Here is a 22,735-nt window from a genome sequence, read left to right on the forward strand (position 1 = left end):
GAAATTGTTTAGAATGATTCTAAACAATTGTTATGAGGAGGGTTTTGTCAATGGAAAAAACGAAAGTCATTATTGTCGGTGCATCACATGGAGGGCATCAATCCATTTTAGAATTACTATCTAGATACGGAGAAAATGTGGATATCACCTTGTTTGAAGCAGGCGACTATGTTTCATTTATGTCATGTGGCATGGAATTATATTTAGAGGATCAAGTCACTAGTGTGAATGATGTCCGTAATTTCAGACCGGAAAACTTTCCACAACCAAATGTGGCGATATTAAATAACCACGAAGTCAACACAATCAATGCCGATAAAAAAACAGTGACAGTTACACGTAAAGAAGATGGACATACAGAAGAGTATGCTTATGATAAATTGATTTTGAGTTCAGGTGTGAAACCAAACTCATTACCTATTCCAGGAACAGACTTAGAAAATGTATATTTGATGCGTGGCTATAATTGGGCAACGAAAATCAAAGAACGCATGACAGACCCAGCAGTGAAAAAAGTAGCCGTTATCGGTTCAGGTTACATCGGAATCGAAGCAGCAGAAGTTTTCTTGAATGCAGGAAAAGAAGTAACGTTATTAGATATGATCGATCGTCCTTTAGGTACTTACTTAGATAAGGAAATGACAGATATCTTAGAAGCGCACTTAAAAGAAAAAGGCATGAAGATCGAAACTGGCGTGACTATCAAAGCCTTCACAGGTGAGGGGAAAGTCGCAGCCATCGAAACAGAGAGTGGTACAATCGAAACGGATTTGATCATCCAAGCAGCCGGTGTCAAACCGAATACCGAATGGTTGAAAGGCATCGTTGATTTAGATGAACGTGGCTGGATCATGACAGATGAATATCTACAAACCAACTTACCTGATGTATACGCAGTAGGAGATGCAACCCTTGCTTACTCGATCCCAGCAGGCAAAAAAGTGCCAATCGCATTAGCAACAGTTGCCCGTCGAGAAGCACGCTATGTGGTCCAACATTTATTTGAACAAACACCAAGCAAACCATTTGGTGGCTTAATCGGCTCATCTGCGTTACGTGTGTTTGACTATCATTTTGCTGCAAGCGGCTTGAACAGTTTCACAGCTGATCGTGCTGGCGTAGCCATCAAAACAGCCTTCTACGAAGATACGATCCGTCCCAAATTCGTCCCAGAAGAATTTGGTAATGCGAAAGCAGCTGTGCAATTAGCGTACGATCCATTTACCCATCAATTGCTAGGCGGTGCGGTATTATCAACGAAGGACATCACTGCACAAGGCAATGTCTTGGCATTAGCGATCCAACAAAAATTAACGATCGAAGACTTGGCAGAAGCAGACTTCTTCTTCCAACCAGAACACGACCGTCAATGGAGCCTACTAAACTTAGCCGCACAACAAGCACTAGGTGAAGAGCCATTTGTGGAATAAAAACTAAATTTAAGTAATAGTAAATACGGAATAACAGGTAGATGGAAACATTCAGCCTGTTGTTTCGTTTTTTTATTTGTTTAACGATTTTTTTAAATGGCAAATAAAATAAGGGCAATTATGATGTAAAAACAGCTTTTTAGGAATGAAATAAATTTTTTTGATATTTTTTGATATGATTAAAGTGGAAGTTATTTTAATTTGTTAAAGTAATATTTTAGCGCTTTACGTATATATATTTGTAGAGAGGGATCGGTTACTATTTATACATAGAATGGAGAGTTGAAAGATGACCTACGTTCGAATATTCAAAATAATCCAACTGGGTTTATTAGCACTAAGCATCTATTTTGCGGCAATGAAAAATACGATCTATACCACACTGATTATGCTATCACTATTTATTGAATATGTTCAATACGACCAACCTAAAACTCCTTACAAATCGGGAAAAAAGGCAATCTATCTACCGAATCAAATATCTAAAACGGAAGTGATGTTTGCGCTGATTCCCACGATTTTAGTTCTTATGATTTGCTCCATTTTAGAATTAGAATTGTATCATTTTTAGTAACAGGAATCATTTGAACCACGTCTATTTATTAGTAATAAAAATGAATACATAAAAGTACCGATCGTTTGAGAATTTTAGAGAAGGTGAAAAGAGTGAACCAAATAATTGTTCTCACCTCCTATCTAGTGATGACGATTCTATTGATTGTCATGTGGAGGTATAAAAATAATAGAAAATAGTTAGAAAACAGGACAGAAAATCTACAAATAGAAGAATAGAACGGAGAGATAAAAATGCCCTACGCTAGGATACTAAAAGGGACTAGTTTGATTTTATTAGCTTCAAGCATCTATTTTGCGGCACAGCAAAATACTATTTACTTCACACTGATTTTGTTATCGATACTCATTGAGTCTGCCCAACCTAATCGACCAAAAATCCCCTATCAATCGAAACGAAAAGCAATCTATCTACCGAATCAAACGTATGGAACGGAAGTGAAGGTTGAATTTGTTTTGACGGTTGTAGTTTCTATTATTTGTTTTGTTTTGGCGTTATGACAAGACATGAATGTAGATGAACGTCATAAATCAAATGTAAATCAAATGTAAATCAAACGTAAATAAAACTGAATAAACTCTTTCGTAAAGAAGCATCAATCACCGAAAAAACTTCACATTTTCGGTGATTGATGCTTCTTACACTTATTTCTCAATCCCCCTTCTTCACCCGTATCGCATACGAATCTAGCAAGATCCGCGCAATCACAGAAAGTGGCAGGCGAGAGCGGACTTCATATTCAGGGAAGAAGGAGATTTCGGATTTGAAGCCGATCAAGGATAATTCTGCTAAGCGGTTCAAGCGACTTTCCCGTGAGGCGGTGATCAGGATCGAACTGATTTCTTCGCGGTAGCAATTCTCCGCTGCTGCTACGAGTTCGTCTGTTTCACCGTTTAAGGAAATAAAGAGAACGACATCTTTTTTGTGCAGTTTGCGACTAACGGTTTTGATGATATTTGGATCGGTATGAAGGACACAATATTTATCGAGTAGTTGGAATTTTGTTTGTATTTCTTCCCCAATCATTTCTGAAAATCCTCTGGCAAAGATAATGATTCTTTGTGAGCTCCAGATTTTTTGAATCGCATCTTCGATTACTCCTGTATCCAATAGATTGATGGTACGTACGACTTCTTGCTCGTTTTTTAGAATGGAGGTTTTTATTTCTTCATCTACTTTATCGACCATAGCAAAATTGATGGTGGTATTCTTCTTTTCTTTTAAATGATGCTTAAAAGAAGTATAGCCTTCGTACCCTTTTTTCTTCATGGTACGAACAATGGTCGTGGTGGATACGTTGGCTCGTTCGCTTAGTTTGATAATTGATAGATTTGGGATTTCTTGGATGTGATTCATCATATACGCCCATAAAAAATATTCTGCCTCGCTTAATTTAGGTTCCATTTACTCCTCCCCTTTTCTTTGTAGCTTCTTTTTATTCTACCACGGATGTAAACCCTTACTCGGATGAGTTTTATTTTGTAAATATTTACCTAAAATTTCGCTTATTTAGAAAACATGTACATCCAAAAACAGGTCATACTGTAGATAAAGTGAGGAGGGATACAGGTGGCTAACGTATATACATGTACGATGAATCTAGCGATTGATCTGTTTATTGAAGTGGCACAACTCAAACCGAATATCGTGAACCGCTCAATCGATGAGGACATCCAAGCAAATGGGAAAGGGGTCAATGTTTCATTGATTTTAAATAAACTCGGGATACCAAATACTGCGTTGGGCTTTAGCGGAGGATTTACTGGGGCTTATATTGAGGAATGTTTGGCGAAGGAAGGAATCGATGCTCATTTTGTTTCTATACCCGGAATGACGCGCATCAACGTATTTACACAAGTGAATGAGGAATCAAGTGAATACAAGTTGGTCAATCGTGGACCAGAAATCGACCAGTTAGCGATGGAAGAATTGCTTGCGAAAATCGAGCAATTGTCAGCGGGGGATTATCTTTGTGTTTCGGGGAGCTTGCCCAGAGGGGTACCAGAAGAAATCTTAGTAATGATCAGTAAAATTTGTCATGAGAATCACGTGCGTTTGATTTTAGATACGAGCGCTAAGATTGTCACCCAATGTTTAAAGTATCAGCCATTTTTGCTAAAACCAAATGAGCAGGAATTGGCAGAATGGTTTGAGGAAGAAATCGCAGAAACGCAATACGTGAACTATTGTCAGAAGTTGTTAGTCGCAGGCGCTCAAAATGTGTTGTTGTCATTAGGTGAAGCTGGTGGCATCTATGTAAACAAGAATTATTGTTTGACAGGAAATGCCCCACAAGGAAAAGTCGTCAATACTGCCTGTGCCGGCGATACATTATTAGGGACTTTTCTGGCAGGTATGATCAAAGGAGAAGACCCTACCGATTGTTTAAAGGATAGTTTAGCTGCGGGCAGCTCGACTGCGTTTCAAAAAGGATTGACTGATTTTACAGATGTCGCAGCGTTGAAAAAAGCAATCACCATTTATAAGGAGGAATTCAAATAATGGCTAAGTATCGATTAATTGCAGCAACCGGTTGTCCGACAGGTATCGCCCACACGTATATGGCACAAGAAGCACTGGAACAGGCAGCAAAGAAAAAAGGCATTTCAATCAAGGTGGAGACCCATGGTCAAGTAGGGGTAGAAAATCAACTGACGGAACAAGAAATCATTGAAGCAGAAGCAGTGATTATTGCGGCGGATAAAGATGTCCAATCGGAAAGATTTGCTGGGAAAAGGATCATTGATGTTTCTGTTTCGAAAGGGATCAAAGAAGCCGATCAATTGATTGCTGCGGTTTTGAACGGTGAAGGTGTGATTTCTGAAAAAATCGAAAGGGCCGAAGGAGACAAGGAAAAACAACATGTACAACAAAGCGTGGGGCATGAAATCTATAAGAACTTAATGAATGGGGTTTCCCACATGTTGCCTTTTGTTGTCAGTGGTGGGGTCTTGATTGCGATTTCTTTTTTATGGGGCATCTATTCTGCTGATCCAACGAATGCACAATACAATGAATTTGCTGCGAGTTTGAATCGAATCGGTGGTTTTGCGATGAGTATGATGGTGCCAATCCTTTCCGCGTTTATTGCTGAAGGAATTGCAAAACGTCCTGGACTCGTTGTTGGTTTTGTCGGTGGATTGATTGCCTCAGATGGTGGCACAGGTTTTTTAGGTGGGATTATCTCAGGTTTCTTGGCAGGTTATGTGGTGTTGGGGCTAATGAGAGTATTGAAAATTTTACCTAAAACACTGGATGGTTTAAAAGCGATATTCTTGTATCCTGTCCTAGGAGTGTTAACTACTGGTTTGATCATGACGGTCATTTCAGAACCGATGGCTAGTATCAATGAGGGAATGATGGATTTTCTAGCAGGTTTTGAAAACTCAAGTCCCTTAGTGTTAGGGGTGATCGTCGGTTGTATGTGTGCATTCGATATGGGTGGTCCGATCAATAAAGCAGCCTATGTTACTGGGACTGCTCTGTTAGCACAAGGAAATACTAGCTTTATGGCGGGCGTTTCTGCAGCCTGTATTGCTCCGCCGTTGATTACAGGCTTTGCTGTCTTGCTTTTTGGGAAATACTTCGAGCCAAACGAAAAGAATGCTGGTCTAGTGAATTTCATTTTAGGTTCAACACATATTACGGAAGGGGCGATTCCTTTTGCAGCAAAAGATCCGCTTCGTGTCTTGCCGATCATGATGCTTGGTTCGTCGATCGCCGCTGTATTGACCTATTTCTTTCGCGTACAAGTACCGGCACCCCATGGCGGATTTCTCGTTTTACCAGTAGTGACGCATGGCTTACTGTGGGTGCTTGCGATTCTTGCTGGTTCTGTTGTCGGCGGAGTATTACTAGGCTTGGTTCAAAAAAGAAAGTCACTGAGTGTGTGAAAGGGAGAGGATTCATTTGATGGGAAATTTATTTGTTTATACCAATGTGACGGCGAATACTCGTGAAGCGGTATTTGAGTTTCTTTCAACAAAAATCGTCGAGGTAGGAAAAGCGACCAATGAACAGGCGGTCAAAATCGGCTTGAAACAACGAGAGGCAGAAGGCACGACTGGTATGATGGATGGCTTTGCGATCCCTCATGCGAAAAGTGAAAGTATAGAAGAACCAACGATCATGATCTTGAAATTAACGAATACAGTGGCCTGGGATAGTTTAGACGGTCAACCGATCAAGTATGTGATTGCGTTGTTTATTCCAGCCAAAGAAGCAGGAACCAGTCATTTGGCGCTTCTTTCGCAAATGGCACGAATGTTGCTGGATGATAGTTTTAAACAGGCATTTATTGCGGCTCCCAACCAAGAAGAAATTGTTGGTTTGATTGAGTCTAAGTTAGAAGGGATGTTAAGAATATGAGGAAAGTATCTGCGGAAAAATATCAGGCATTGGTAAACATGAGTAATCCAGACGGAATCATTGGGGCTCTAGCAATTGATCAAAGAGGGGCATTGAAAAAAATGATAGCGAGACATCAAGAGGAGGTCAAAGTGGATGATTTGATCCATTTCAAAGAACTCGTGTCCGAAGAATTGACACCTTTTGCTTCTTCGATTCTTTTAGATCCAGAATATGGGTTGCCCGCTGCCGAAAAACGCGTCAAGACAGCTGGACTATTGTTGGCTTATGAGAAAACAGGATATGATACAACGCTACCTGGACGTTTGCCAGATACTTTAGCTTTTTGGTCAGTCAAAAGGCTAAAAGAAGCTGGAGCAGATGGCTGCAAATTCTTGCTTTACTATGATGTCGACGAAAGCGAAGAAGTCAATGAACGGAAACAGGCATATGTAGAAAGAATCGGTTCAGAATGTCTGGCGGAAGATCTTCCTTTCTTTTTAGAATTGCTATCTTATGATGCAACGATCCCAGATACGACCTCCAAAGAATATGCCAAGATCAAACCAAAAAAAGTCATTGAAATGATGGAAATATTCTCAGAGCCGAGGTTCAATGTGGATGTCCTGAAGGTAGAAGTACCTGTCAATATGACTTATGTTGAGGGTTTTGGAGAAGAAATCATTTATTCCAAGCAAGAGGCGTCCGCTTTCTTCATCAAGCAAAGCCAAGCCACTGACTTACCGTTTATTTTTCTGAGTGCAGGTGTCAGTGCCAAAGGATTCCAAGAAACGTTACACTTTGCCAAAAACGCTGGGTCTTCGTTCAATGGTGTTTTATGTGGGCGAGCTACATGGGCAGGTGGCGTGGTACCTTTTGCAGATCAAGGGGGAAAGGCGGCAAAAAAATGGCTAGCTGAACAAGGAAGAAACAACATTGAGGAATTAAATGGCGTCTTGATGAAGACAGCTTCGCCTTGGCAAAATAAGATTTGTCGCTAGTTGGTTAGTCATCTTGAAATAGTAAATAGAAACACTTTGAGCGCCTAGACATGGCAAATGAAGTGTTTTTTTTTTTTGTTATTTTTCATTGGAATTTAGCGGAATGGAAGAAAAAGAATCGTTGGATTTGTTCATTATTTTATAAATTTTCTAGTATAACAAGCTTTTTTTAGGCTAAGCTTTATGTTTCTTTTTATGAGGGTTATGCTGTTTTTTTATTTTAAGTGGTATTTTCGAGGTATTTAAAATTTTTTTATATATAGTTAATGTAAACGTTGTTATGTAGAGGTTTTTAAACGATTTTTATGTTGACAGCTAGTTATTATTACTTTACGATTGTCTTGTGGTTATAACCAGTTGGAAGGGGTAAAGAAATGGAAAATTCTCGTAAAGGGAAACCGTTATATTATCAACTAGTTGATGTGCTAAAGAAACGAATTGAGACAGAAATGATCCCCCATGATAAATTGCTGTCTGAGAGGGAATTATGTCTCTACTATGGTGTGAGTCGGACGACGGTTCGATTGGCATTACGGGAATTAGAAACACTTGGCTATATTTATAAAAAACATGGAAAAGGGACGTTTGTCAGTGACTTATCGCATCAAGCAGCGAGTTTAGCAGGTGCTTACAGCTTCACAGAAGAAATGTTGGCATTGGGGCGTACACCGAAAACGGTTATTTTAGCTTTTGAAAAACAAGCTGCGACTAAGCAGTTGGCTGAATGTTTGAATCTCAATTTAGGCGAAGCGATTTTCAAGATCAAACGATTACGTTTGGCGAACGATGTACCTTTAATGGTTGAGCGATCTTATTTACCAGCAAAACTATTTCTTGGTCTTGATTTATCGTTATTGGAAAGTAAGCCTTTATATGATGTCTTTCTGCAGGATTTTGATCAACATGTCCAAGTGGCAGAAGAAGAATTCTATGCGAGTATTGTGTACGCAACAGATGCGGAGTTACTGCACATCTGTGATGGTGCGCCGATCCTACATTTGAAACGGACGACATTCAATATTAAAAACGAGATCATCGAATACACCGATAGTATCGCAAGAGCAGACCAATTCCATTATAAGATCCGTCATGTTCGGAGTAATCTAGGAGGAAAATAACATGTTTGAACTGTCGAAGGATGAATTAGAAAAAATAGGGGCAAGGATCACTACAGAAGAAATCAAACAACAACCAAATCTGTGGGAAGTGGTTGTGGACATCTTAGAAGAGAAGAAAAATGAATTAACTCTTTTCTTTGATGAACTTGAAAAACAAGCAAACAAGCAACAAATCCAAGTCATCTTTACCGGTGCAGGCTCTTCTCAATATGTAGGCGATACGCTTGTTCCTTACTTGAATGAGCATGGAGACACCAAACGATTTGCTTTTCATAGTTTTGGTACGACTGATATTGTTGCTTCGCCAAGAGAGTATTTGTTTCCGGATCAACCCACGTTATTGATTTCGTTTGCTAGAAGTGGCAATAGTCCGGAAAGTCTGGCAGCGGTCAAAATCGCCGATCAAGTGGTGGATACGTTGTTTCATTTAGCGATTACGTGTGCAGAAGATGGACAATTAGCACAAGTTGCACGTGAACAATCGCAACATTTCTTGTTGTTGATGCCACAAAAAGCAAATGATGCTGGCTTTGCCATGACAGGTAGTTTTACATGTATGTTATTGAGTGCCCTTTGGCTGTTTGATCAAACGAACCAAGAAACAAAACAAAAGTATGTTAATTCCTTGATCCGTATCGGCAAAGATGTTCTAAAAAGAGAGCAAGAACTGAGCCAATTTTTAGCAGTACCGTTCAATCGGGTCGCATATCTTGGTTCAGGTAGCTTGGCTGGCGCCACAAGAGAAGCACAGCTGAAAATCTTAGAGTTGACTGCTGGGAAAATCGCGACGATCTTTGATTCTTCGATGGGCTTTCGTCATGGACCAAAATCCTTTGTCAATGAGCAAACCTTAGTGATTGGGTTTGTGACGAACCAAGAGTACACACGCAACTATGATTTAGATATTTTAGAGGAAATCAATGGCAATGCTATTGCTGCAAAGGTGTTAGCCATTGCTCAATCGACGCAAAGAGACTTTTCTGGAGCAAACTTTTTCCTAGAACCAGTCGCGCTAGAATTACCCGATGCCTATCTATCTGTTGTGATGATCCTGACCGCACAAATCATTGCTTTGCAGATGTCGATCCAAGTCGGAAATACGCCTGACACACCTTCACCGACAGGAACGGTGAATCGAGTAGTCAAAGGTGTGACGATCCATGCGTACCAAAATGAATCACAAGGAGGTCAATAAAAACGATGACACCAAATAAGAAAAAAGCGATGGAACGATTAGCAACAAAAGACGGCATCATCAGTGCATTAGCAATCGATCAGCGGGGGGCATTGAAGAAAATGCTGTCGGCTTTAGGAGAAACACCCACAGATGAACAATTGATTGAGTTCAAAGCGTTGGTTTCTCGTGAGTTGACGCCCTATGCTTCAGCTATTTTATTAGATCCTGAATATGGTTTGCCTGCGGCCAAAGTACGTGATCAATCCGCTGGTTTGCTCTTGGCATATGAAAAAACGGGTTATGACGTATCGACTCCTGGACGTTTACCAGATCTATTAGGAGACTGGTCTTCCTTGAGATTAAAAGAAGAACAAGCAGATGCAGTGAAATTTTTACTTTATTATGACGTTGATGAAGATCCAAAAATCAATCATTTGAAACATGTCTTTATTGAACGTCTAGGAAGTGAATGTGCAGGAGAGGATCGCCCGTTTTATTTAGAACTGCTTTCTTATGATGCAAACATAAATGATAACGCTTCATCGGAGTATGCAAAGGTCAAACCGCATAAAGTGATTGAAATGATGAGAGAATTTTCAAAGCCTCGCTACCAAGTAGATGTTTTGAAAGTCGAAGTACCAGTCAATATGAACTTTGTCGAAGGTTTTGGTGACAAGGAAATCGTCTATAGTCAAAAAGAAGCAGCTGACTTTTTCAAGGCACAAAGCGAGGCGACTCACTTGCCATTCATTTTCTTGAGTGCGGGTGTATCTTCTGAATTATTCCAACAAACACTAGTCTTTGCTCATGAGTCAGGTTCCACCTTCAATGGTGTCTTGTGCGGAAGAGCGACTTGGAAAGATGGCGTCAAAGCTTATGTAGATGCTGGGAAAGAAGGAGCCATCAAATGGCTACGGACACAAGGTAGAAAGAATATTGAGAACTTGAATCAAGTAATCAACCAGACAGCAACACCTTGGTATCAAAAAACAGGTGAATAATGTAAGCGCTACCTTTGGTTTAAGAATGATAAATTTAGTGGTAAAGGAGAATGAACAATGGCAATTATTGGTGTAAGAATCGATGGACGTTTGATACATGGACAAGTCGCGAATCTTTGGGTAACGAAGTTGTCGATTACTCGGATACTAGTTGTAGATGATGAGGTTGCAATGAATACAGTAGAAAAAAGTGGCTTGAAATTAGCCACACCAGCAGGAGTAAAGTTAAGTGTCTTACCGATTGAAAAAGCTGCAGAGAATATTCTCGCTGGGAAATATGACTCCCAACGCTTACTGATCGTCGCCAAAAAACCTGATCGATTATTGAAACTTGTTGAACGAGGCGTGCCGATCAAGGAAGTCAATGTAGGGAATATGTCTCAGACAAATGAAACCAGATCAATCACCAAATCGATCAATGTGGTGGAAAAGGATATGGAGGATTTCAAACAGTTACATGCGCGTGGGGTCCATTTGACCGCACAAATGGTACCAAGTGATAAATCAGAAGATTTTATGAGTCTTTTGAATAAATAAGGGGGTTAAGTAGATGTCCATTCAATGGTGGCAAATCTTATTATTATCTTTATATGCAGGTTATCAGATTTTAGATGAACTACAAATTTATTCCTCAATGAGTGCCCCCGTTTTTGCCGGTTTGTTCACCGGATTAGTCATGGGGGATTTACAAGCTGGATTGATCATCGGTGGTAGTATGCAATTGACCGTTCTAGGTGTTGGAACATTTGGCGGTGCTTCAAGGATCGATGCAAACTCCGGAACGATACTAGCAACTGCTTTTTCCATCTCATTAGGGATGAATCCAGAACAGGCAATTGCGGCTATTGCAGTTCCTGTCGCTAGTTTAATGATCCAATTGGATATTTTAGCTCGATTTGCGAATACGTACTTCGCTCATCGTATCGACCAACATGTCGAAACAATGAATTATCAAGCAATTGAACGCAATTATTTATTAGGTGCTCTTCCTTGGTCCTTGTCACGTTTGATCCCTGTCTTTTTAGCCTTAGCATTTGGTGGCGGATTAGTCGAAAACGTCGTCGCTGTACTAAATGGCGAGTTGAAATGGTTAGGCGATGGCTTATCTGTCGCAGGAGCCGTTTTACCAGCTGTTGGTTTTGCTATTTTACTACGCTATTTACCGGTCAAGAAACATTTTCCCTATCTGATTTTAGGTTTTACGATCACTGCCTTATTAGCAACGTTGTTCTCAAATGTCCAGTTGCTTGGCACGAGTGTCGCAAGTGTCGTCAAAGATTTGCCGGCAACCTTCAATTCATTACCGATGTTGGCAGTAGCAATGATCGGTTTCTCTTTAGCAGCGATCAGCTATAAAAACAATCAACGAACAGAAAACCAGCAAGTAGCAAGTCCCCATACAACCTCTGAGGAAGGAGAAATCGAAGATGACGAAATCTAATTACAAGTTAACGAAAGAAGACTTTACACAAATCAACCGCCGAAGCTTGTTGACCTTCCAATTAGGCTGGAATTATGAGCGGATGCAAGGTTCAGGTTATCTCTATACGATCCTGCCACAATTGCGAAAAATCTACGGAGATGATACGCCGGAATTAAAAGAAATAATGAAGACTCATACACAATTTTTTAATACCTCTAACTTTTTCAACACGATCATTACTGGGATCGATTTAGCAATTGAAGAAAAAGAGGGCATTGCTGCAAAAGAAACCATTTCCGGGATGAAAGCTGGATTGATGGGGCCTTTCGCCGCGATTGGCGATTCCATTTTCGCCGCATTGATCCCGACCATTTTTGGGGCATTAGCCGCAAATATGGCAATTAATGGGAACCCGCGGGGATTTTTATCTGGATAGTAGCACAAATCGCAGTCATGGTCTTTCGTTGGAAACAATTGCAATTTGCTTATAAGGAAGGAATTTCTTTAGTGACCACGATGCAATCACGGTTAACAGCCCTCACAGATGCCGCCACTTTGTTAGGGGTGTTTATGGTCGGGGCATTAGTTGCTACAATGGTGAATGTACAAGTTTCCTGGGCGCCGAGCATTGGTGATGTGACGATGAACATGCAAAATAATATTGATATGATCCTGCCTAAATTATTACCAGCCGCGATCGTTGGTGGTGTCTATTGGTTATTAGGCAAAAAGAATATGACATCCACAAGAGCAATTTTTATCGTCTTGATCATCTGTGTCGTTTTATCCGCTTTAGGTGTGATTTCAAAATAGGAGAGTGGTGAAAATGAGCAAACAGTTAGTTCTTGTCAGTCACGGAGGACTTTGTGAAGGACTAAAGGCAAGTACCGAAATGATCATGGGACCGCAAGCTCATATTCATACTGTGGCTTTATTGCCAGAAGAAGGAACAGAGGACTTCAAAGAAAAATTTCTTGCGGTCGTTTCTTCGTTGGAAGACTATGTCGTTTTTTGTGATTTGATGGGTGGGACACCTGCAAATAGTATTGCTCAATTGATCATGGAAGGCGAAGCAATCGAATTATATGCAGGCATGAATATGCCAATGGTCATCGAATTTATCAATAGTCAAATGGTTGGATCGGCGCCGGAATATGTTCGCTCTGGTGCAGAAAATATTCTGAATGTGAACCAAGTGATTGCTGCATTGGCTGAAGATGACGAATAAATCAATATTTGACAACGTTTACAAAAAATAGTATCTTTTTAGTTAGGATAGTGATTATTCAGTTAAGCTAGACCTGATCAACGGCCTTTTTAGGTGGTAGATTGGGTCTTTTTTTATACCCAACGGCAGAATAACTGCGGTAAGGCTATCATATCAAACTGAAAAGGGGCAATGACTGATGAGTTTTCCGAAGAATTTTTTATGGGGTGGTGCAACAGCGGCGAATCAATGTGAAGGAGCATGGGATGTCAATGGCAAAGGAGATTCGATCAGCGATCACAATCGGGCAGGCAATCGTGAGATGGGGGAACGGCGCACATTTGATTTGGTGATTGATGAAACCAAGTATTACTATCCGAGCCACACAGCGATTGATTTTTATCATCGCTACAAAGAAGATATCGCATTATTTGCGGAAATGGGATTTAAAGCCTATCGTTTATCGATTGCGTGGACACGGATTTTTCCTAATGGGGATGAGGCACAGCCAAATGAAGAAGGCTTGAAATTCTATGATGCAGTGTTTGATGAGCTACATAAATATGGGATCGAACCGATCGTGACGATCTCACATTTTGAGTTACCGTTTCATTTGGGAAAAACGTATGACGGATTTTTAGACACACGAACGATCGAGTATTACGAACGTTACGCAACGACACTTTTTGAACGCTACAAAAGCAAAGTGAAATACTGGTTGACCTTCAATGAAATCAATTTTGGTGTCTTAGAGCATGGCAAACAAATCAATGGATTATTCAATCGAACGTATACGGAAACAGAAAAATATCAAGCCTTACACAATGTCTTCCTTGCTTCTGCTCGCGCGGTGATTGCTGGACATAACATCAATCCGGATTTTCAGATCGGCTGTATGTTGGCGTATATCACGATGTATCCCAAAACATGTCATCCATTAGATGTGTTGAAGACGCAACAAATGAATGACCGGTTAAATTATTTCTGTGGCGATGTCCAAGTCAAAGGAGCCTATCCTTATTACATGAAAAGCTACTTTGAAAAAGAACAAATCGAAGTGGACATCACAGAAGAGGATTTGGCACTCCTGAAGGAAGGCGTTGTCGATTACTATACGTTCAGTTATTACATGAGTACGTGTATAGCACATGATCTAAATACTCGGTCAGATAAAAGTGGCGGCAATTTATTTGGTGGGGTTGCCAATGAGTATCTTGAAACAAGCGAGTGGGGTTGGCAAGTTGATGCGGTCGGACTGCGATATACCTTGAATCAAATCTATTCGCGCTATGAAATCCCAGTGATGGTCGTAGAAAACGGACTTGGTGCGGTCGATAAAGTAGAATCCGATGGCTCGATCCATGATGATTACCGAATCGATTATCTCGCCCAACATATCCAAGAAATGGGGAAAGCAATCGATGATGGCGTGGACTTGATCGGGTATACTTCATGGGGCTGTATTGATTTGATCAGTGCAGGAACTGGTGAAATGAGTAAACGATACGGCTTTATCTATGTCGATCGAGATGACGAGGGCAACGGAACATTGGCCCGCTCGCCTAAAAAATCATTTTACTGGTATCAAAAAGTGATTGCGACAAATGGTGAAAGCGTAGAAATGAAATAATTCGGTAGAAAATAGCCCACCTCCAATCGACTGGATGTGGGCTATTTAGTGAGTGATTTTGCAGGTTATGAGTCTAAAACCAACGATTATGATCGATTTGATCTAGACGAAGTCAACTCATGCTATAGTAAAAAAGTTGCTTCTGACAGATAGTGGGGGTTGGGGAGCAGAGGTAACGGAATAGGACGCTCTTTTAACCAAATAATTAAAAAATATCCTAAGAAAAAGAGAAAGGGTGTTATTGTTAGACGATAACCGCTAGGATAGAAGGAGAGAAATAGTGAGAAAAATCAAAAATATCCAAATCATTCGATTGATCAAAATCATCCAGTTCGGTCTTTATTTTATGTCATTGTTTTTGTTTGCAAAATCCAGATATAAAGTGGCACTGTTGCCTTTATCAGGTGGGATGATATTAGAAGTACAACTCCCTAGAAATTTTGGTTGGGGATTTGTAAAAAATAAGAAAAATGTCTTTCTTTCTTCGAAAAAAACATGGGTCGAACCAATGATTGCTTTGATTGTTTTAATATTTTTGGTTGGTTTCGCATGTTATTTCCTGTAAAGATTCGAACAAATCGAGGAGGAGCAGAAACGATGGATCATATTTTTGTGAAAAGCGAGTTTGCACCGCTAAAACGGGTCGTTTTAGCACAGTCTGAATTTGGCTTTCCTACGAAAGAATTAACCGGTGTCGATTTCTTGACAGAAGAAAACCATGAATTATTTAGTGGGCCTGAAGTGATAGGCAAAGACTTTAGTGAAGCTTTCCCAGAACAACAAAAAGCTTGGGAAGTCGAACGAAAGAATTTACAAAAAGTACTAGAAAAACATGAGGTAGAAGTCCTTTTACCAAGAAAATTGACCTCTTTTGAAAAAGAACTAGGACTAGAGTATGGCTACAGTAACTTTTTCACCCGAGATCCCTTTTTTACGATCGGGGATCTATTGATTGAAGGCTCATTGAAGCTCCCACACCGCAGAAATGAGATTCTACCGATTCGTGAGCTACTAATGAATGAATCGAATGAGAATGACTGCTTGTATTTTTCTATTCCTAAGCCGGATATTTCGCAAGGTATCGATTCAGAACAAGGGCCTTTCTTAGAAGGTGGAGATGTTTTAGTATTAGGAAAAACGATTTTTGCAGGTAACTCAGGGTTAGCATCCAATACTCGTGGTATTGAATGGTTAAGAAATCTAGTCAAGCGATTTGGCTACAAAGTGATCGAAGTGCCACTTCATCCGACGATCCTACATTTAGACTGCGCATTAAGCCTTGTCAAAGATGGATTGATGATCGTGTGTGAAGAAGCGTTCCTAAGTGGTATCCCAGAACAATTAAGCCATTGGGATCGGGTAGATGTGTCTTTAGCACAAGCCTCTCGCTTGGCAACGAATGGCTTGCCGATCAATGAAACAACGTACATCACAGATCCAGAATTTATGTTTATTGGAGAAGAATTAGAGAAACGAGGAATCACCGTCGAGTATGTTGACTATCAACTGACAAGGATCTTTGGTGGTTCTTTCAGATGCAGTACGCAACCGCTTCTGAGGAACTAAGTGGAAAAAATCCTAAAATATGGAAAAAGGAAGGTCATTGCAGAAATGGTAAAAATCACAAATTTTCGCGATATCGGTGGCATCAAAAATAGAAATGGCAAAGAAGTTTTAACAAATGTTTTCTTGCGTTCAGGTGAATTATCTAGTTTGACAGAAGAAGATGCTAAACATTTAGAAACCTCCTATCGTTTAAGTAAAATCGTTGATTTACGTGGCGAAGATGAAATCCAAGCTCGACCAGATAAACCTGTTCCACAAACGAAGTATATTCATATCGACATCATGAAAGATGTGGCAGAAGAAGGCGCTGGGCTGGAAGATTTTGTGAAAATCGGCTCACCTGAAAAAGCCACGAACTATATGACAAAAATATATGAAGATATTGCCTTGAATCCCACTTCACAGAAAGGATATGCTCGTTTCTTCCAAGAAGTACTTACTTTGGATCAAGAGGAAAGTCTGTTATTTCACTGTTTTGCTGGGAAAGATCGAACGGGAATCGCAGCTTTGCTAATATTAGAGTCATTAGACGTTCCTCGTAAGGCAATCTATGTCGATTATTTACGCACGAATGAACTACGTAAAAAAGAAAATGCATTGATTTTGGCGCAAGCTAAAAAAGTCCACTTGAACGAGGGGAATCTAGCTGCTTTAAATGTTGCATTGAATGTGGACAGTAGTTACTTGGACCGTTTTTATCAAGTGATAGAAAAGGAATACGGGTCGATCCAAACTTATTTGAAACAAGCATTGGCTATCGATCAACTAAGTTTACAGGCAATGAATCATCAATTTCTTAAAGGGTGAGTTTTACTCTTTCTCATTCCTGTAAAAGTGAATATATTGCTTTTTCTATGAAAATTTGTAAGTGGCTATTCATATTTAATCAACTCTATAGAGATATTTACTGATCTAAGAAATTAGGTCAGTTTTTTTAATAATCAATAAAAGAATAGGAAAATAATTCGATTGATTAATGAATACAATACATAAGGGTAAAATTTTTTTGTTGTGGGGTAGCCCCTCTCATTTTTTTAATAATCAAAGTAACTATCAGATTGGATCTATATTGTAGCAACGAGGGTAAAACTTCCTTTTTTTTGCCAAATCATATTGCTTGAAAATGAGGTTGAGACAGGAGTGTTTAGACTTGAGAAATAAGGCGACAACCACAAAAATTGGCAGAGCAATTTTCATGGTGGTCACCTTATTTTCAATGATTGTACTTCTGTTTTTGCTGTTAATTCAGTTTTAGGAGATACGGGAGAGGCATCATTCTATTTATTCTAAAATGACTGGATATCTATTTCAATATTTGCTTCAGTAATTTTAAAGTTCGCTCATTATATGGCGGAAATAAGCCGGGGACATTGAATTTCGATCGATTTTCATATACTCCTTTTTGATGAGAGAAAGTCAAAAAACTATACTTGCCATGATAACCGCCTATACCAGATTCTCCAACTCCGCCGAAAGGCAAATGGTGGTTCGCGACATGTTTGAGTACATCATTGACGGTGACATTCCCTGATGAAATGGCCGACATGATTTTCTCTTTATTCCTAGTAGAGGTTGTAAAAAGATACAATGCTAATGGTTTTTCATAGTATTTGATTTGAGTGATTGCATCAGTGATCGTATCGAACGACAAGATTGGTAAAATCGGACCAAAAATCTCTTCTTGCATACTTGCCGCTTCATGGGAAGGAAGGTCTAGTAAAGTCGGTTCAATGAACAAGTCTGCCCGATTGGTTTCACCACCCGCGGCGATGAATGATTGATCTACTTTCAACAAATTGTGTAGTCGCATAAAATGCCGGTCATTGATGATCCTGCCGTAATCTGTATTTTTTCTGACATCAGAACCATAAAATTCTTTCATGGCAATCATCATTTCTTTGATTAATGCCTCTTTTCGTTTACGAGACACTAAAACATAATCTGGTGCAATACATGTTTGTCCGTTGTTCTGCAATTTTCCCCAAATGATCCGCTTGGCTGCTAATTTTAGATTCGCAGTATCATCGACGACCACGGGACTTTTGCCACCTAATTCTAAAGTGACGGGTGTTAAATTCTTTGCGGCAGCTTGCATTACGATTTTTCCGACAGGTACGCTGCCAGTAAAGAAGATATAATCGAATCTTTGTGCGAGTAATTCAGTCGTTACGTCCACACCACCTTCGACCGAGGCAATGTACTCTTTGGGAAAAATTGAACGGATCAGCTTTGCCAGAACGTTGGATACATTGGGTGCTAATTCACTTGGTTTCAAAATTACCGTATTCCCCGCAGCAATCGCCCCAATCAGTGGTTCGATAGCTAAATGAAAAGGATAATTGAAAGGTGCGATGATCAAGACTTGTCCATAAGGTTCATAATCAAGATAACTTTTTCCCCACATATAGATCGGTGTATGAACGGTTTGACGTTTCGCGTATTTTTTTAATTTTTTGATCATCATAGAAATGCTTTGATAGACGACCCCGATTTCAGTTACGTATGCTTCATGTGCTGGTTTTCGCAAATCTTTGAACAAGGCTTGTGTCAATTCAATCTCGCTCTCTTTCATTTCTTGTTTCAGTTTTGCTAATTGTGCCAAGCGAAAATCAATTGATTTTGTTTGTCCTGTTTCAAAAAATTGTTGTTGCTCTTGTAAAAGTTGGTTGATCATCCGTTTTCTCCTTTTAATCGATTTATATGTTCGAACTTATGAACCTGTTTATTTAAAAAGAAAAGCCGTAGCCTGGTTATATTTTTTCCAATAGTTGCATAAATCCTTTGAAGTTACGTTGGATGTAGGCAACATCCAAAGAATAGATCCACTCTTTGCCACGTTTTTCGACAGACACAATCCCTGCTTGTAAATGTAACTTTAAATGATGAGAAATAGCTGGGCGAGAAATCGACATTTCTTCTGTGATTTCTGTCACGCTTAAGCCGCCTTTTTCTACTAGTAAACTGACGATTTCTTGACGATTTTCTTCTTGTAATGTTGCAAACAGCGGCGTGGAATCCCGTAATAACGCTAAAAATGTTTCTCGCATAATGACCTCAATTGTTAAAGTGAGAGTAACATCATAAGTTGAAACCTGTCAACCGGTGTTTCTGTCATAAAAAGGTACCATAAGTGTGTTATTTTTAGTTTATTTACTTATTTATTATTAGTATTTTTTCACTTTTTTTGTTATACATGTTTACAATCTATTTTTTTTAAGAATAGATATAAAAAACAAATGAGGTGCTTAGATGCGAGAATTACAATTAAAGTTTATCACGAACACGATTACGGAAAGGTGGATGCGTATCCTAAATGTCATCGAACAACAAAATATGTTTACAATTGTTGGTCTTTCGCAGCAACTTGTGATATCTAAACGGACGATCCTAAAAGACGTTAGCGAATTGAAAAAATACTTTGAAGATACTGCAATTTTTGAGTCAAATACATCTGGTTATTTTTTTAAAGAAACAAATCGCCAACTGTATCACGAAAAGAAAGAAGCTTTATTAGAATCTGAAATTTGGTTTGAGATCGTTAGCGATATATTTTTCGGAGAACTAGTATCGATTGAAGAATTAGCGGATCGTTATAGCTATTCAGAAAGTACAATGCTACGTGCAGTATCTCAAATCAATGAGGCGTTAGAAGAATATCAGCTTTCACTTAGTTTGAAACCAGTAGATCTTGTTGGAGAAGAAGGAAATATCCGCAAGTTCTTTTTTGATTTCTTTTACGAAGGGGAGCCTACTCCTTATACGGTCTATCCCCAGAAAGTATCCACCAGATGTTTTTAGATAATCTAGGTGAACGTCTTGGTAAGTATGAATTTGGGACAGGGATCATGGTCAATGCTTTTTATTATTGTGTATACATTTCAATGGTCAGAAATCAGCAAGGACACATCATTATACTTCCACAAAGCATCAAGGGTATAAAAATTTCAGATACAGAAGATTTTGTCTTGCTTTCTGAAATTGTTCCTCTTATCGAAGAAAACTATGGAATTACTCTACACCCTGACGAATTGATCTGGCTTTTCTTTGTTACCGTAAGTCAACGAACCATTGATAGCGTGTCACATGAGGTAACTTTTTTCGAGCAGTATAATCAATGGCCTGAAATTACTGCAGTTGTCGAGTCCTATTTTGAAGTATTTCATATCGATGTGGCAAATGACTCTGTCTTACCAATTTTCCTAAAAGCATTTTTTCTAGGTAGAAAAATCAATAATGAAATCTGTCCTATTTTGAATAAGCTACTAAGTGAGGAAAATAGAACCATCCAAGAACTATACGCCATACCCTATGAAAAAAACAAGCAATTTATCCTTAGAAATCAAAAATCACTGGCTTTTTCAGAAGCCTATTTGGATGATGTCGTAGCGAGTTTAACAATGTACACAGAGATTCTATTTTCTTATTATGGTCCGAAAAAAACAGTATTGTTTCTTTTAGAAGGGAATCACTTGATGGTTCAACTGATCAAAGTCCAAGCAATCCAACTTCTTTCAAAGCAACACAACGTTCTATTTATTCGGTTACAAGAACTCACAGAGGAACGTTTGAATGTTGAACATGTTGACTTGATCGTGACCAATTATCGACCATACTTATTAGACTATCAATTAAAAAAAGATTACCTGTTGATTAATCGCGTACCGGATAAAAACGATTGGCTTAATATTTTAACAAGCATGAACCCTCTAATTGATAAAATGCTTTTAGCATGACATAGCGAATAAATAGCACTCAATTGAGGAAGGACTTAAGGAAAGCAGTTTCTATTGGTTCTTTCTCGATTGTTTGTTTTGTAATAAGAAAGATAAAGAGAATATAACTACAAGATTGTAATGATTACAATCAGGTTCACTAGTTAGTGCAAATCCTGAATTTCTTCTTTGTTTGTATTACGTTAACCTTGTATGTACAGGCAGAGGAAACAACAAAATATTCTCTTACTGGTCAGAAACAAGTGTAGGGGGAGGGATATGAAATTCAAAAAAAGATACATACTAAGTGTAAGTATGTTACTGATTCAAATGTATACACCACTAGTTGTTCATGGGACAGAAGTACGTTCGGTGGAAACTGAAGGGACGATTGGTTTTACTGGCGTCTATGAAACACCGGGAACGCCAGAGCCAGCACCCGAAGTTGAAGTAAAACCAACCTTTCCCAAAGAAATCGCTCAAGCACCATCAGAAGTGACAAAGAGCGAGCATAAAAGATTACCGCAAACGAACGAGAGTCAGATGAATACTTGGAAAATATTGGGTATTCTGATCATCGTCGTTACTCTTAGTTTTTGGAAACACAAAATGAAAAAAACAATAAAAGAAAGTAGGATTTAAATACATGAAATTCGTTAGATTAGCTACCATTGCAGCGTTAACATCCACCATTTTTGCCGGAGGCATCACAGCTTTCGCAGACGACACAACTGAAGAAACATCAAAAGAAGTACGTAACGTCACAACTGATGGAACGATTGAATTTACACCAAATGAAGAGGAAGAGCTAGTTGTTATTCCACCAGAAGGTGGACCAGATGTAGACATCGAGCCTGAAGTGCCAGGAACAACAGGTCCGTTATCGATCATGAAAGCTGTCACGATGAACTTTGGCTCACAAGTGATCTCGAATCAAGATCAAACCTACAATATGATCGCAGAAAAGCAACAAAAAGCGGGTACAACAGGTGAAGAAAACAAAGTTCCTTATGTCAGTTTTGCACAAGTACAAGATGTTCGTGGAACGAATGCTGGTTGGGATTTGCAAGTACGCCTGACCGACTTTAAAGCAACGAGTACAACGGTGAATGATACATTGATCGGTGCAGAGATTTCATTGTTGGATCCAAGAATCCAGTATGAAGGAAACACGGCTGGAAATGCACCAGGAGTGCATACAAGTGGATTGAAATTGATGCCAAATGCTTCTGCGGTATCCGTGATGACAGCTGAAAAAGATAAAGGTGCAGGGGTATCTTCCGTTGTTTGGGGGAACCAAGCAAATCTAGATGCGCAAGAGGCGGATCCAGAGACGGATGTAGTGACCAATGAGGCAATCCAATTATTCGTTCCTGGTAAGACAGCGAAAGATGCGACACAATATAAATCAACATTAACTTGGGAATTATCTAATACACCTGGTAGTAGCGGTGTAGAAGAAGAAAATGGCGAATTATAATCCAGATTTAGGATCGGTGGAAGGCAAGCTATTTTAGATTATAGAAACAAATGACGTAGCGTTACAATT

At 39.3% G+C, this 22,735-nt stretch carries 24 protein-coding genes and 1 pseudogene; 22 read left to right on the top strand and 3 right to left on the bottom strand.

All coding sequences use genetic code 11. From position 1 onward, the window contains the following. Window positions 1–50 precede the first annotated feature (50 nt). The 3 genes from CYK55_RS02645 to CYK55_RS02655 all read left to right on the top strand — a co-directional run bounded on the left by CYK55_RS02645 (window position 51) and on the right by CYK55_RS02655 (window position 2,504). Window positions 51–1,430 carry an FAD-dependent oxidoreductase gene (locus CYK55_RS02645; protein ID WP_034689994.1) on the top strand — a complete coding sequence of 460 codons (1,380 nt, stop codon included), beginning with the start codon at window positions 51–53 and terminating at the stop codon, window positions 1,428–1,430. Window positions 1,431–1,719: 289 nt separating this feature from the next. Further along, the gene (locus CYK55_RS02650) at window positions 1,720–2,001 is read left to right on the top strand and encodes a hypothetical protein (protein WP_034689992.1); all 282 of its coding nucleotides are present in this window, start codon (window positions 1,720–1,722) and stop codon (window positions 1,999–2,001) included. 236 nt (window positions 2,002–2,237) lie between these two features. After that, window positions 2,238–2,504: a hypothetical protein gene (locus CYK55_RS02655; protein WP_034689990.1), complete on the top strand. Its 267-nt coding sequence runs from the start codon at window positions 2,238–2,240 to the stop codon at window positions 2,502–2,504. A 151-nt stretch (window positions 2,505–2,655) separates the two neighbouring features. Here the strand turns inward: CYK55_RS02655 and CYK55_RS02660 are convergent, their stop codons facing one another. Further along, complete coding sequence (locus CYK55_RS02660; RefSeq protein ID WP_034689988.1) at window positions 2,656–3,408, bottom strand: MurR/RpiR family transcriptional regulator; 753 nt, start codon at window positions 3,406–3,408, stop codon at window positions 2,656–2,658. 165 nt (window positions 3,409–3,573) lie between these two features. On the opposite strand from CYK55_RS02660, the gene pfkB reads away from it, so the two are divergent. The 15 genes and pseudogenes from pfkB to CYK55_RS02735 all read left to right on the top strand — a co-directional run bounded on the left by pfkB (window position 3,574) and on the right by CYK55_RS02735 (window position 17,281). Next, window positions 3,574–4,506, top strand: a complete 933-nt coding sequence (gene pfkB, locus CYK55_RS02665; RefSeq protein WP_034689986.1) for a 1-phosphofructokinase — start codon at window positions 3,574–3,576, stop codon at window positions 4,504–4,506. Beyond that, window positions 4,506–5,897, top strand: a complete 1,392-nt coding sequence (locus CYK55_RS02670; RefSeq protein WP_034689985.1) for a PTS fructose transporter subunit IIC — start codon at window positions 4,506–4,508, stop codon at window positions 5,895–5,897. Before pfkB ends, CYK55_RS02670 begins: the two co-directional genes overlap by 1 nt. Window positions 5,898–5,916: 19 nt before the next feature. Then, window positions 5,917–6,372, top strand: coding sequence for a fructose PTS transporter subunit IIA (locus CYK55_RS02675; RefSeq protein WP_034689984.1), 456 nt, complete (start codon window positions 5,917–5,919; stop codon window positions 6,370–6,372). Beyond that, the gene (lacD, locus tag CYK55_RS02680; RefSeq protein ID WP_034689981.1) at window positions 6,369–7,352 is read left to right on the top strand and encodes a tagatose-bisphosphate aldolase; all 984 of its coding nucleotides are present in this window, start codon (window positions 6,369–6,371) and stop codon (window positions 7,350–7,352) included. Before CYK55_RS02675 ends, lacD (CYK55_RS02680) begins: the two co-directional genes overlap by 4 nt. 374 nt (window positions 7,353–7,726) lie before the next feature. Continuing rightward, the gene (locus CYK55_RS02685) at window positions 7,727–8,470 is read left to right on the top strand and encodes a GntR family transcriptional regulator (RefSeq protein WP_034689980.1); all 744 of its coding nucleotides are present in this window, start codon (window positions 7,727–7,729) and stop codon (window positions 8,468–8,470) included. A 1-nt stretch (window position 8,471) separates the two neighbouring features. Next, window positions 8,472–9,665 carry an SIS domain-containing protein gene (locus CYK55_RS02690; RefSeq protein ID WP_126133891.1) on the top strand — a complete coding sequence of 398 codons (1,194 nt, stop codon included), beginning with the start codon at window positions 8,472–8,474 and terminating at the stop codon, window positions 9,663–9,665. 5 nt (window positions 9,666–9,670) lie between these two features. Continuing rightward, window positions 9,671–10,648 (top strand): tagatose-bisphosphate aldolase, encoded by a 978-nt coding sequence (gene lacD / locus CYK55_RS02695; RefSeq protein ID WP_034689977.1) that lies wholly within the window; start codon window positions 9,671–9,673, stop codon window positions 10,646–10,648. A gap of 57 nt (window positions 10,649–10,705) precedes the next feature. Beyond that, window positions 10,706–11,185, top strand: coding sequence for a PTS system mannose/fructose/N-acetylgalactosamine-transporter subunit IIB (locus tag CYK55_RS02700; RefSeq protein ID WP_034689976.1), 480 nt, complete (start codon window positions 10,706–10,708; stop codon window positions 11,183–11,185). A gap of 13 nt (window positions 11,186–11,198) precedes the next feature. Then, window positions 11,199–12,089 (top strand): PTS mannose/fructose/sorbose/N-acetylgalactosamine transporter subunit IIC, encoded by an 891-nt coding sequence (locus CYK55_RS02705; protein ID WP_034689975.1) that lies wholly within the window; start codon window positions 11,199–11,201, stop codon window positions 12,087–12,089. Next, a pseudogene (locus tag CYK55_RS02710) lies at window positions 12,076–12,884 on the top strand (PTS system mannose/fructose/sorbose family transporter subunit IID). The gene CYK55_RS02705 and the pseudogene CYK55_RS02710 overlap by 14 nt, the downstream one beginning before the upstream one ends. Before the next feature lie 13 nt (window positions 12,885–12,897). Further along, window positions 12,898–13,299 carry a PTS sugar transporter subunit IIA gene (locus CYK55_RS02715; RefSeq protein WP_034689972.1) on the top strand — a complete coding sequence of 134 codons (402 nt, stop codon included), beginning with the start codon at window positions 12,898–12,900 and terminating at the stop codon, window positions 13,297–13,299. A gap of 178 nt (window positions 13,300–13,477) precedes the next feature. After that, window positions 13,478–14,908 carry a glycoside hydrolase family 1 protein gene (locus tag CYK55_RS02720; RefSeq protein ID WP_034689971.1) on the top strand — a complete coding sequence of 477 codons (1,431 nt, stop codon included), beginning with the start codon at window positions 13,478–13,480 and terminating at the stop codon, window positions 14,906–14,908. 280 nt (window positions 14,909–15,188) lie between these two features. Then, the gene (locus CYK55_RS02725) at window positions 15,189–15,473 is read left to right on the top strand and encodes a hypothetical protein (protein ID WP_034689970.1); all 285 of its coding nucleotides are present in this window, start codon (window positions 15,189–15,191) and stop codon (window positions 15,471–15,473) included. A 32-nt stretch (window positions 15,474–15,505) separates the two neighbouring features. Further along, window positions 15,506–16,474: a dimethylarginine dimethylaminohydrolase family protein gene (locus tag CYK55_RS02730; protein ID WP_034689969.1), complete on the top strand. Its 969-nt coding sequence runs from the start codon at window positions 15,506–15,508 to the stop codon at window positions 16,472–16,474. Beyond that, window positions 16,475–17,281 carry a tyrosine-protein phosphatase gene (locus CYK55_RS02735; RefSeq protein ID WP_034689968.1) on the top strand — a complete coding sequence of 269 codons (807 nt, stop codon included), beginning with the start codon at window positions 16,475–16,477 and terminating at the stop codon, window positions 17,279–17,281. 496 nt (window positions 17,282–17,777) lie between these two features. On the opposite strand, the gene CYK55_RS02740 is transcribed toward CYK55_RS02735, so the two are convergent. Both CYK55_RS02740 and CYK55_RS02745 read right to left on the bottom strand, forming a co-directional pair. Then, window positions 17,778–19,148: an aldehyde dehydrogenase family protein gene (locus tag CYK55_RS02740; protein ID WP_126133892.1), complete on the bottom strand. Its 1,371-nt coding sequence runs from the start codon at window positions 19,146–19,148 to the stop codon at window positions 17,778–17,780. Between the two features lie 76 nt (window positions 19,149–19,224). Continuing rightward, window positions 19,225–19,521, bottom strand: coding sequence for an ArsR/SmtB family transcription factor (locus CYK55_RS02745; protein WP_034689967.1), 297 nt, complete (start codon window positions 19,519–19,521; stop codon window positions 19,225–19,227). Between the two features lie 202 nt (window positions 19,522–19,723). Here CYK55_RS02745 and CYK55_RS13680 point away from each other — a divergent pair, with 202 nt between their 5' ends. From CYK55_RS13680 to CYK55_RS02760, 4 genes are all read left to right on the top strand, one after another. Then, the gene (locus CYK55_RS13680; protein WP_241234787.1) at window positions 19,724–20,272 is read left to right on the top strand and encodes a helix-turn-helix domain-containing protein; all 549 of its coding nucleotides are present in this window, start codon (window positions 19,724–19,726) and stop codon (window positions 20,270–20,272) included. Beyond that, window positions 20,263–21,207, top strand: coding sequence for a hypothetical protein (locus tag CYK55_RS13685; RefSeq protein WP_241234788.1), 945 nt, complete (start codon window positions 20,263–20,265; stop codon window positions 21,205–21,207). Before CYK55_RS13680 ends, CYK55_RS13685 begins: the two co-directional genes overlap by 10 nt. 258 nt (window positions 21,208–21,465) lie before the next feature. Next, complete coding sequence (locus CYK55_RS02755; protein ID WP_126133893.1) at window positions 21,466–21,828, top strand: LPXTG cell wall anchor domain-containing protein; 363 nt, start codon at window positions 21,466–21,468, stop codon at window positions 21,826–21,828. Between the two features lie 4 nt (window positions 21,829–21,832). Then, window positions 21,833–22,666, top strand: a complete 834-nt coding sequence (locus tag CYK55_RS02760; RefSeq protein ID WP_126133894.1) for a WxL domain-containing protein — start codon at window positions 21,833–21,835, stop codon at window positions 22,664–22,666. Window positions 22,667–22,735: the final 69 nt, after the last annotated feature.

The sequence above is a fragment of the Enterococcus mundtii genome (assembly GCF_003957375.1).
Taxonomy (GTDB): domain Bacteria; phylum Bacillota; class Bacilli; order Lactobacillales; family Enterococcaceae; genus Enterococcus_B; species Enterococcus_B spodopteracolus.

Excerpts from the sequence above, each read along its gene's own strand:
- CYK55_RS02685 (WP_034689980.1), top strand. The coding sequence starts at position 7,727 with ATGGAAAATTCTCGTAAAGGGAAACCGTTATATTATCAACTAGTTGAT.
- lacD (WP_034689981.1), top strand. The coding sequence starts at position 6,369 with ATGAGGAAAGTATCTGCGGAAAAATATCAGGCATTGGTAAACATGAGT.
- CYK55_RS02730 (WP_034689969.1), top strand. The coding sequence starts at position 15,506 with ATGGATCATATTTTTGTGAAAAGCGAGTTTGCACCGCTAAAACGGGTC.
- CYK55_RS02720 (WP_034689971.1), top strand. The coding sequence starts at position 13,478 with ATGAGTTTTCCGAAGAATTTTTTATGGGGTGGTGCAACAGCGGCGAAT.
- CYK55_RS02740 (WP_126133892.1), bottom strand. The coding sequence starts at position 19,148 with ATGATCAACCAACTTTTACAAGAGCAACAACAATTTTTTGAAACAGGA.
- CYK55_RS02760 (WP_126133894.1), top strand. The coding sequence starts at position 21,833 with ATGAAATTCGTTAGATTAGCTACCATTGCAGCGTTAACATCCACCATT.
- CYK55_RS02745 (WP_034689967.1), bottom strand. The coding sequence starts at position 19,521 with ATGCGAGAAACATTTTTAGCGTTATTACGGGATTCCACGCCGCTGTTT.
- CYK55_RS02755 (WP_126133893.1), top strand. The coding sequence starts at position 21,466 with ATGAAATTCAAAAAAAGATACATACTAAGTGTAAGTATGTTACTGATT.
- CYK55_RS02705 (WP_034689975.1), top strand. The coding sequence starts at position 11,199 with ATGTCCATTCAATGGTGGCAAATCTTATTATTATCTTTATATGCAGGT.
- CYK55_RS02690 (WP_126133891.1), top strand. The coding sequence starts at position 8,472 with ATGTTTGAACTGTCGAAGGATGAATTAGAAAAAATAGGGGCAAGGATC.
- CYK55_RS02715 (WP_034689972.1), top strand. The coding sequence starts at position 12,898 with ATGAGCAAACAGTTAGTTCTTGTCAGTCACGGAGGACTTTGTGAAGGA.
- CYK55_RS02650 (WP_034689992.1), top strand. The coding sequence starts at position 1,720 with ATGACCTACGTTCGAATATTCAAAATAATCCAACTGGGTTTATTAGCA.
- CYK55_RS02670 (WP_034689985.1), top strand. The coding sequence starts at position 4,506 with ATGGCTAAGTATCGATTAATTGCAGCAACCGGTTGTCCGACAGGTATC.
- CYK55_RS02700 (WP_034689976.1), top strand. The coding sequence starts at position 10,706 with ATGGCAATTATTGGTGTAAGAATCGATGGACGTTTGATACATGGACAA.
- CYK55_RS02675 (WP_034689984.1), top strand. The coding sequence starts at position 5,917 with ATGGGAAATTTATTTGTTTATACCAATGTGACGGCGAATACTCGTGAA.
- CYK55_RS02660 (WP_034689988.1), bottom strand. The coding sequence starts at position 3,408 with ATGGAACCTAAATTAAGCGAGGCAGAATATTTTTTATGGGCGTATATG.
- lacD (WP_034689977.1), top strand. The coding sequence starts at position 9,671 with ATGACACCAAATAAGAAAAAAGCGATGGAACGATTAGCAACAAAAGAC.
- CYK55_RS13680 (WP_241234787.1), top strand. The coding sequence starts at position 19,724 with ATGCGAGAATTACAATTAAAGTTTATCACGAACACGATTACGGAAAGG.
- CYK55_RS13685 (WP_241234788.1), top strand. The coding sequence starts at position 20,263 with ATGTTTTTAGATAATCTAGGTGAACGTCTTGGTAAGTATGAATTTGGG.
- CYK55_RS02655 (WP_034689990.1), top strand. The coding sequence starts at position 2,238 with ATGCCCTACGCTAGGATACTAAAAGGGACTAGTTTGATTTTATTAGCT.
- CYK55_RS02645 (WP_034689994.1), top strand. The coding sequence starts at position 51 with ATGGAAAAAACGAAAGTCATTATTGTCGGTGCATCACATGGAGGGCAT.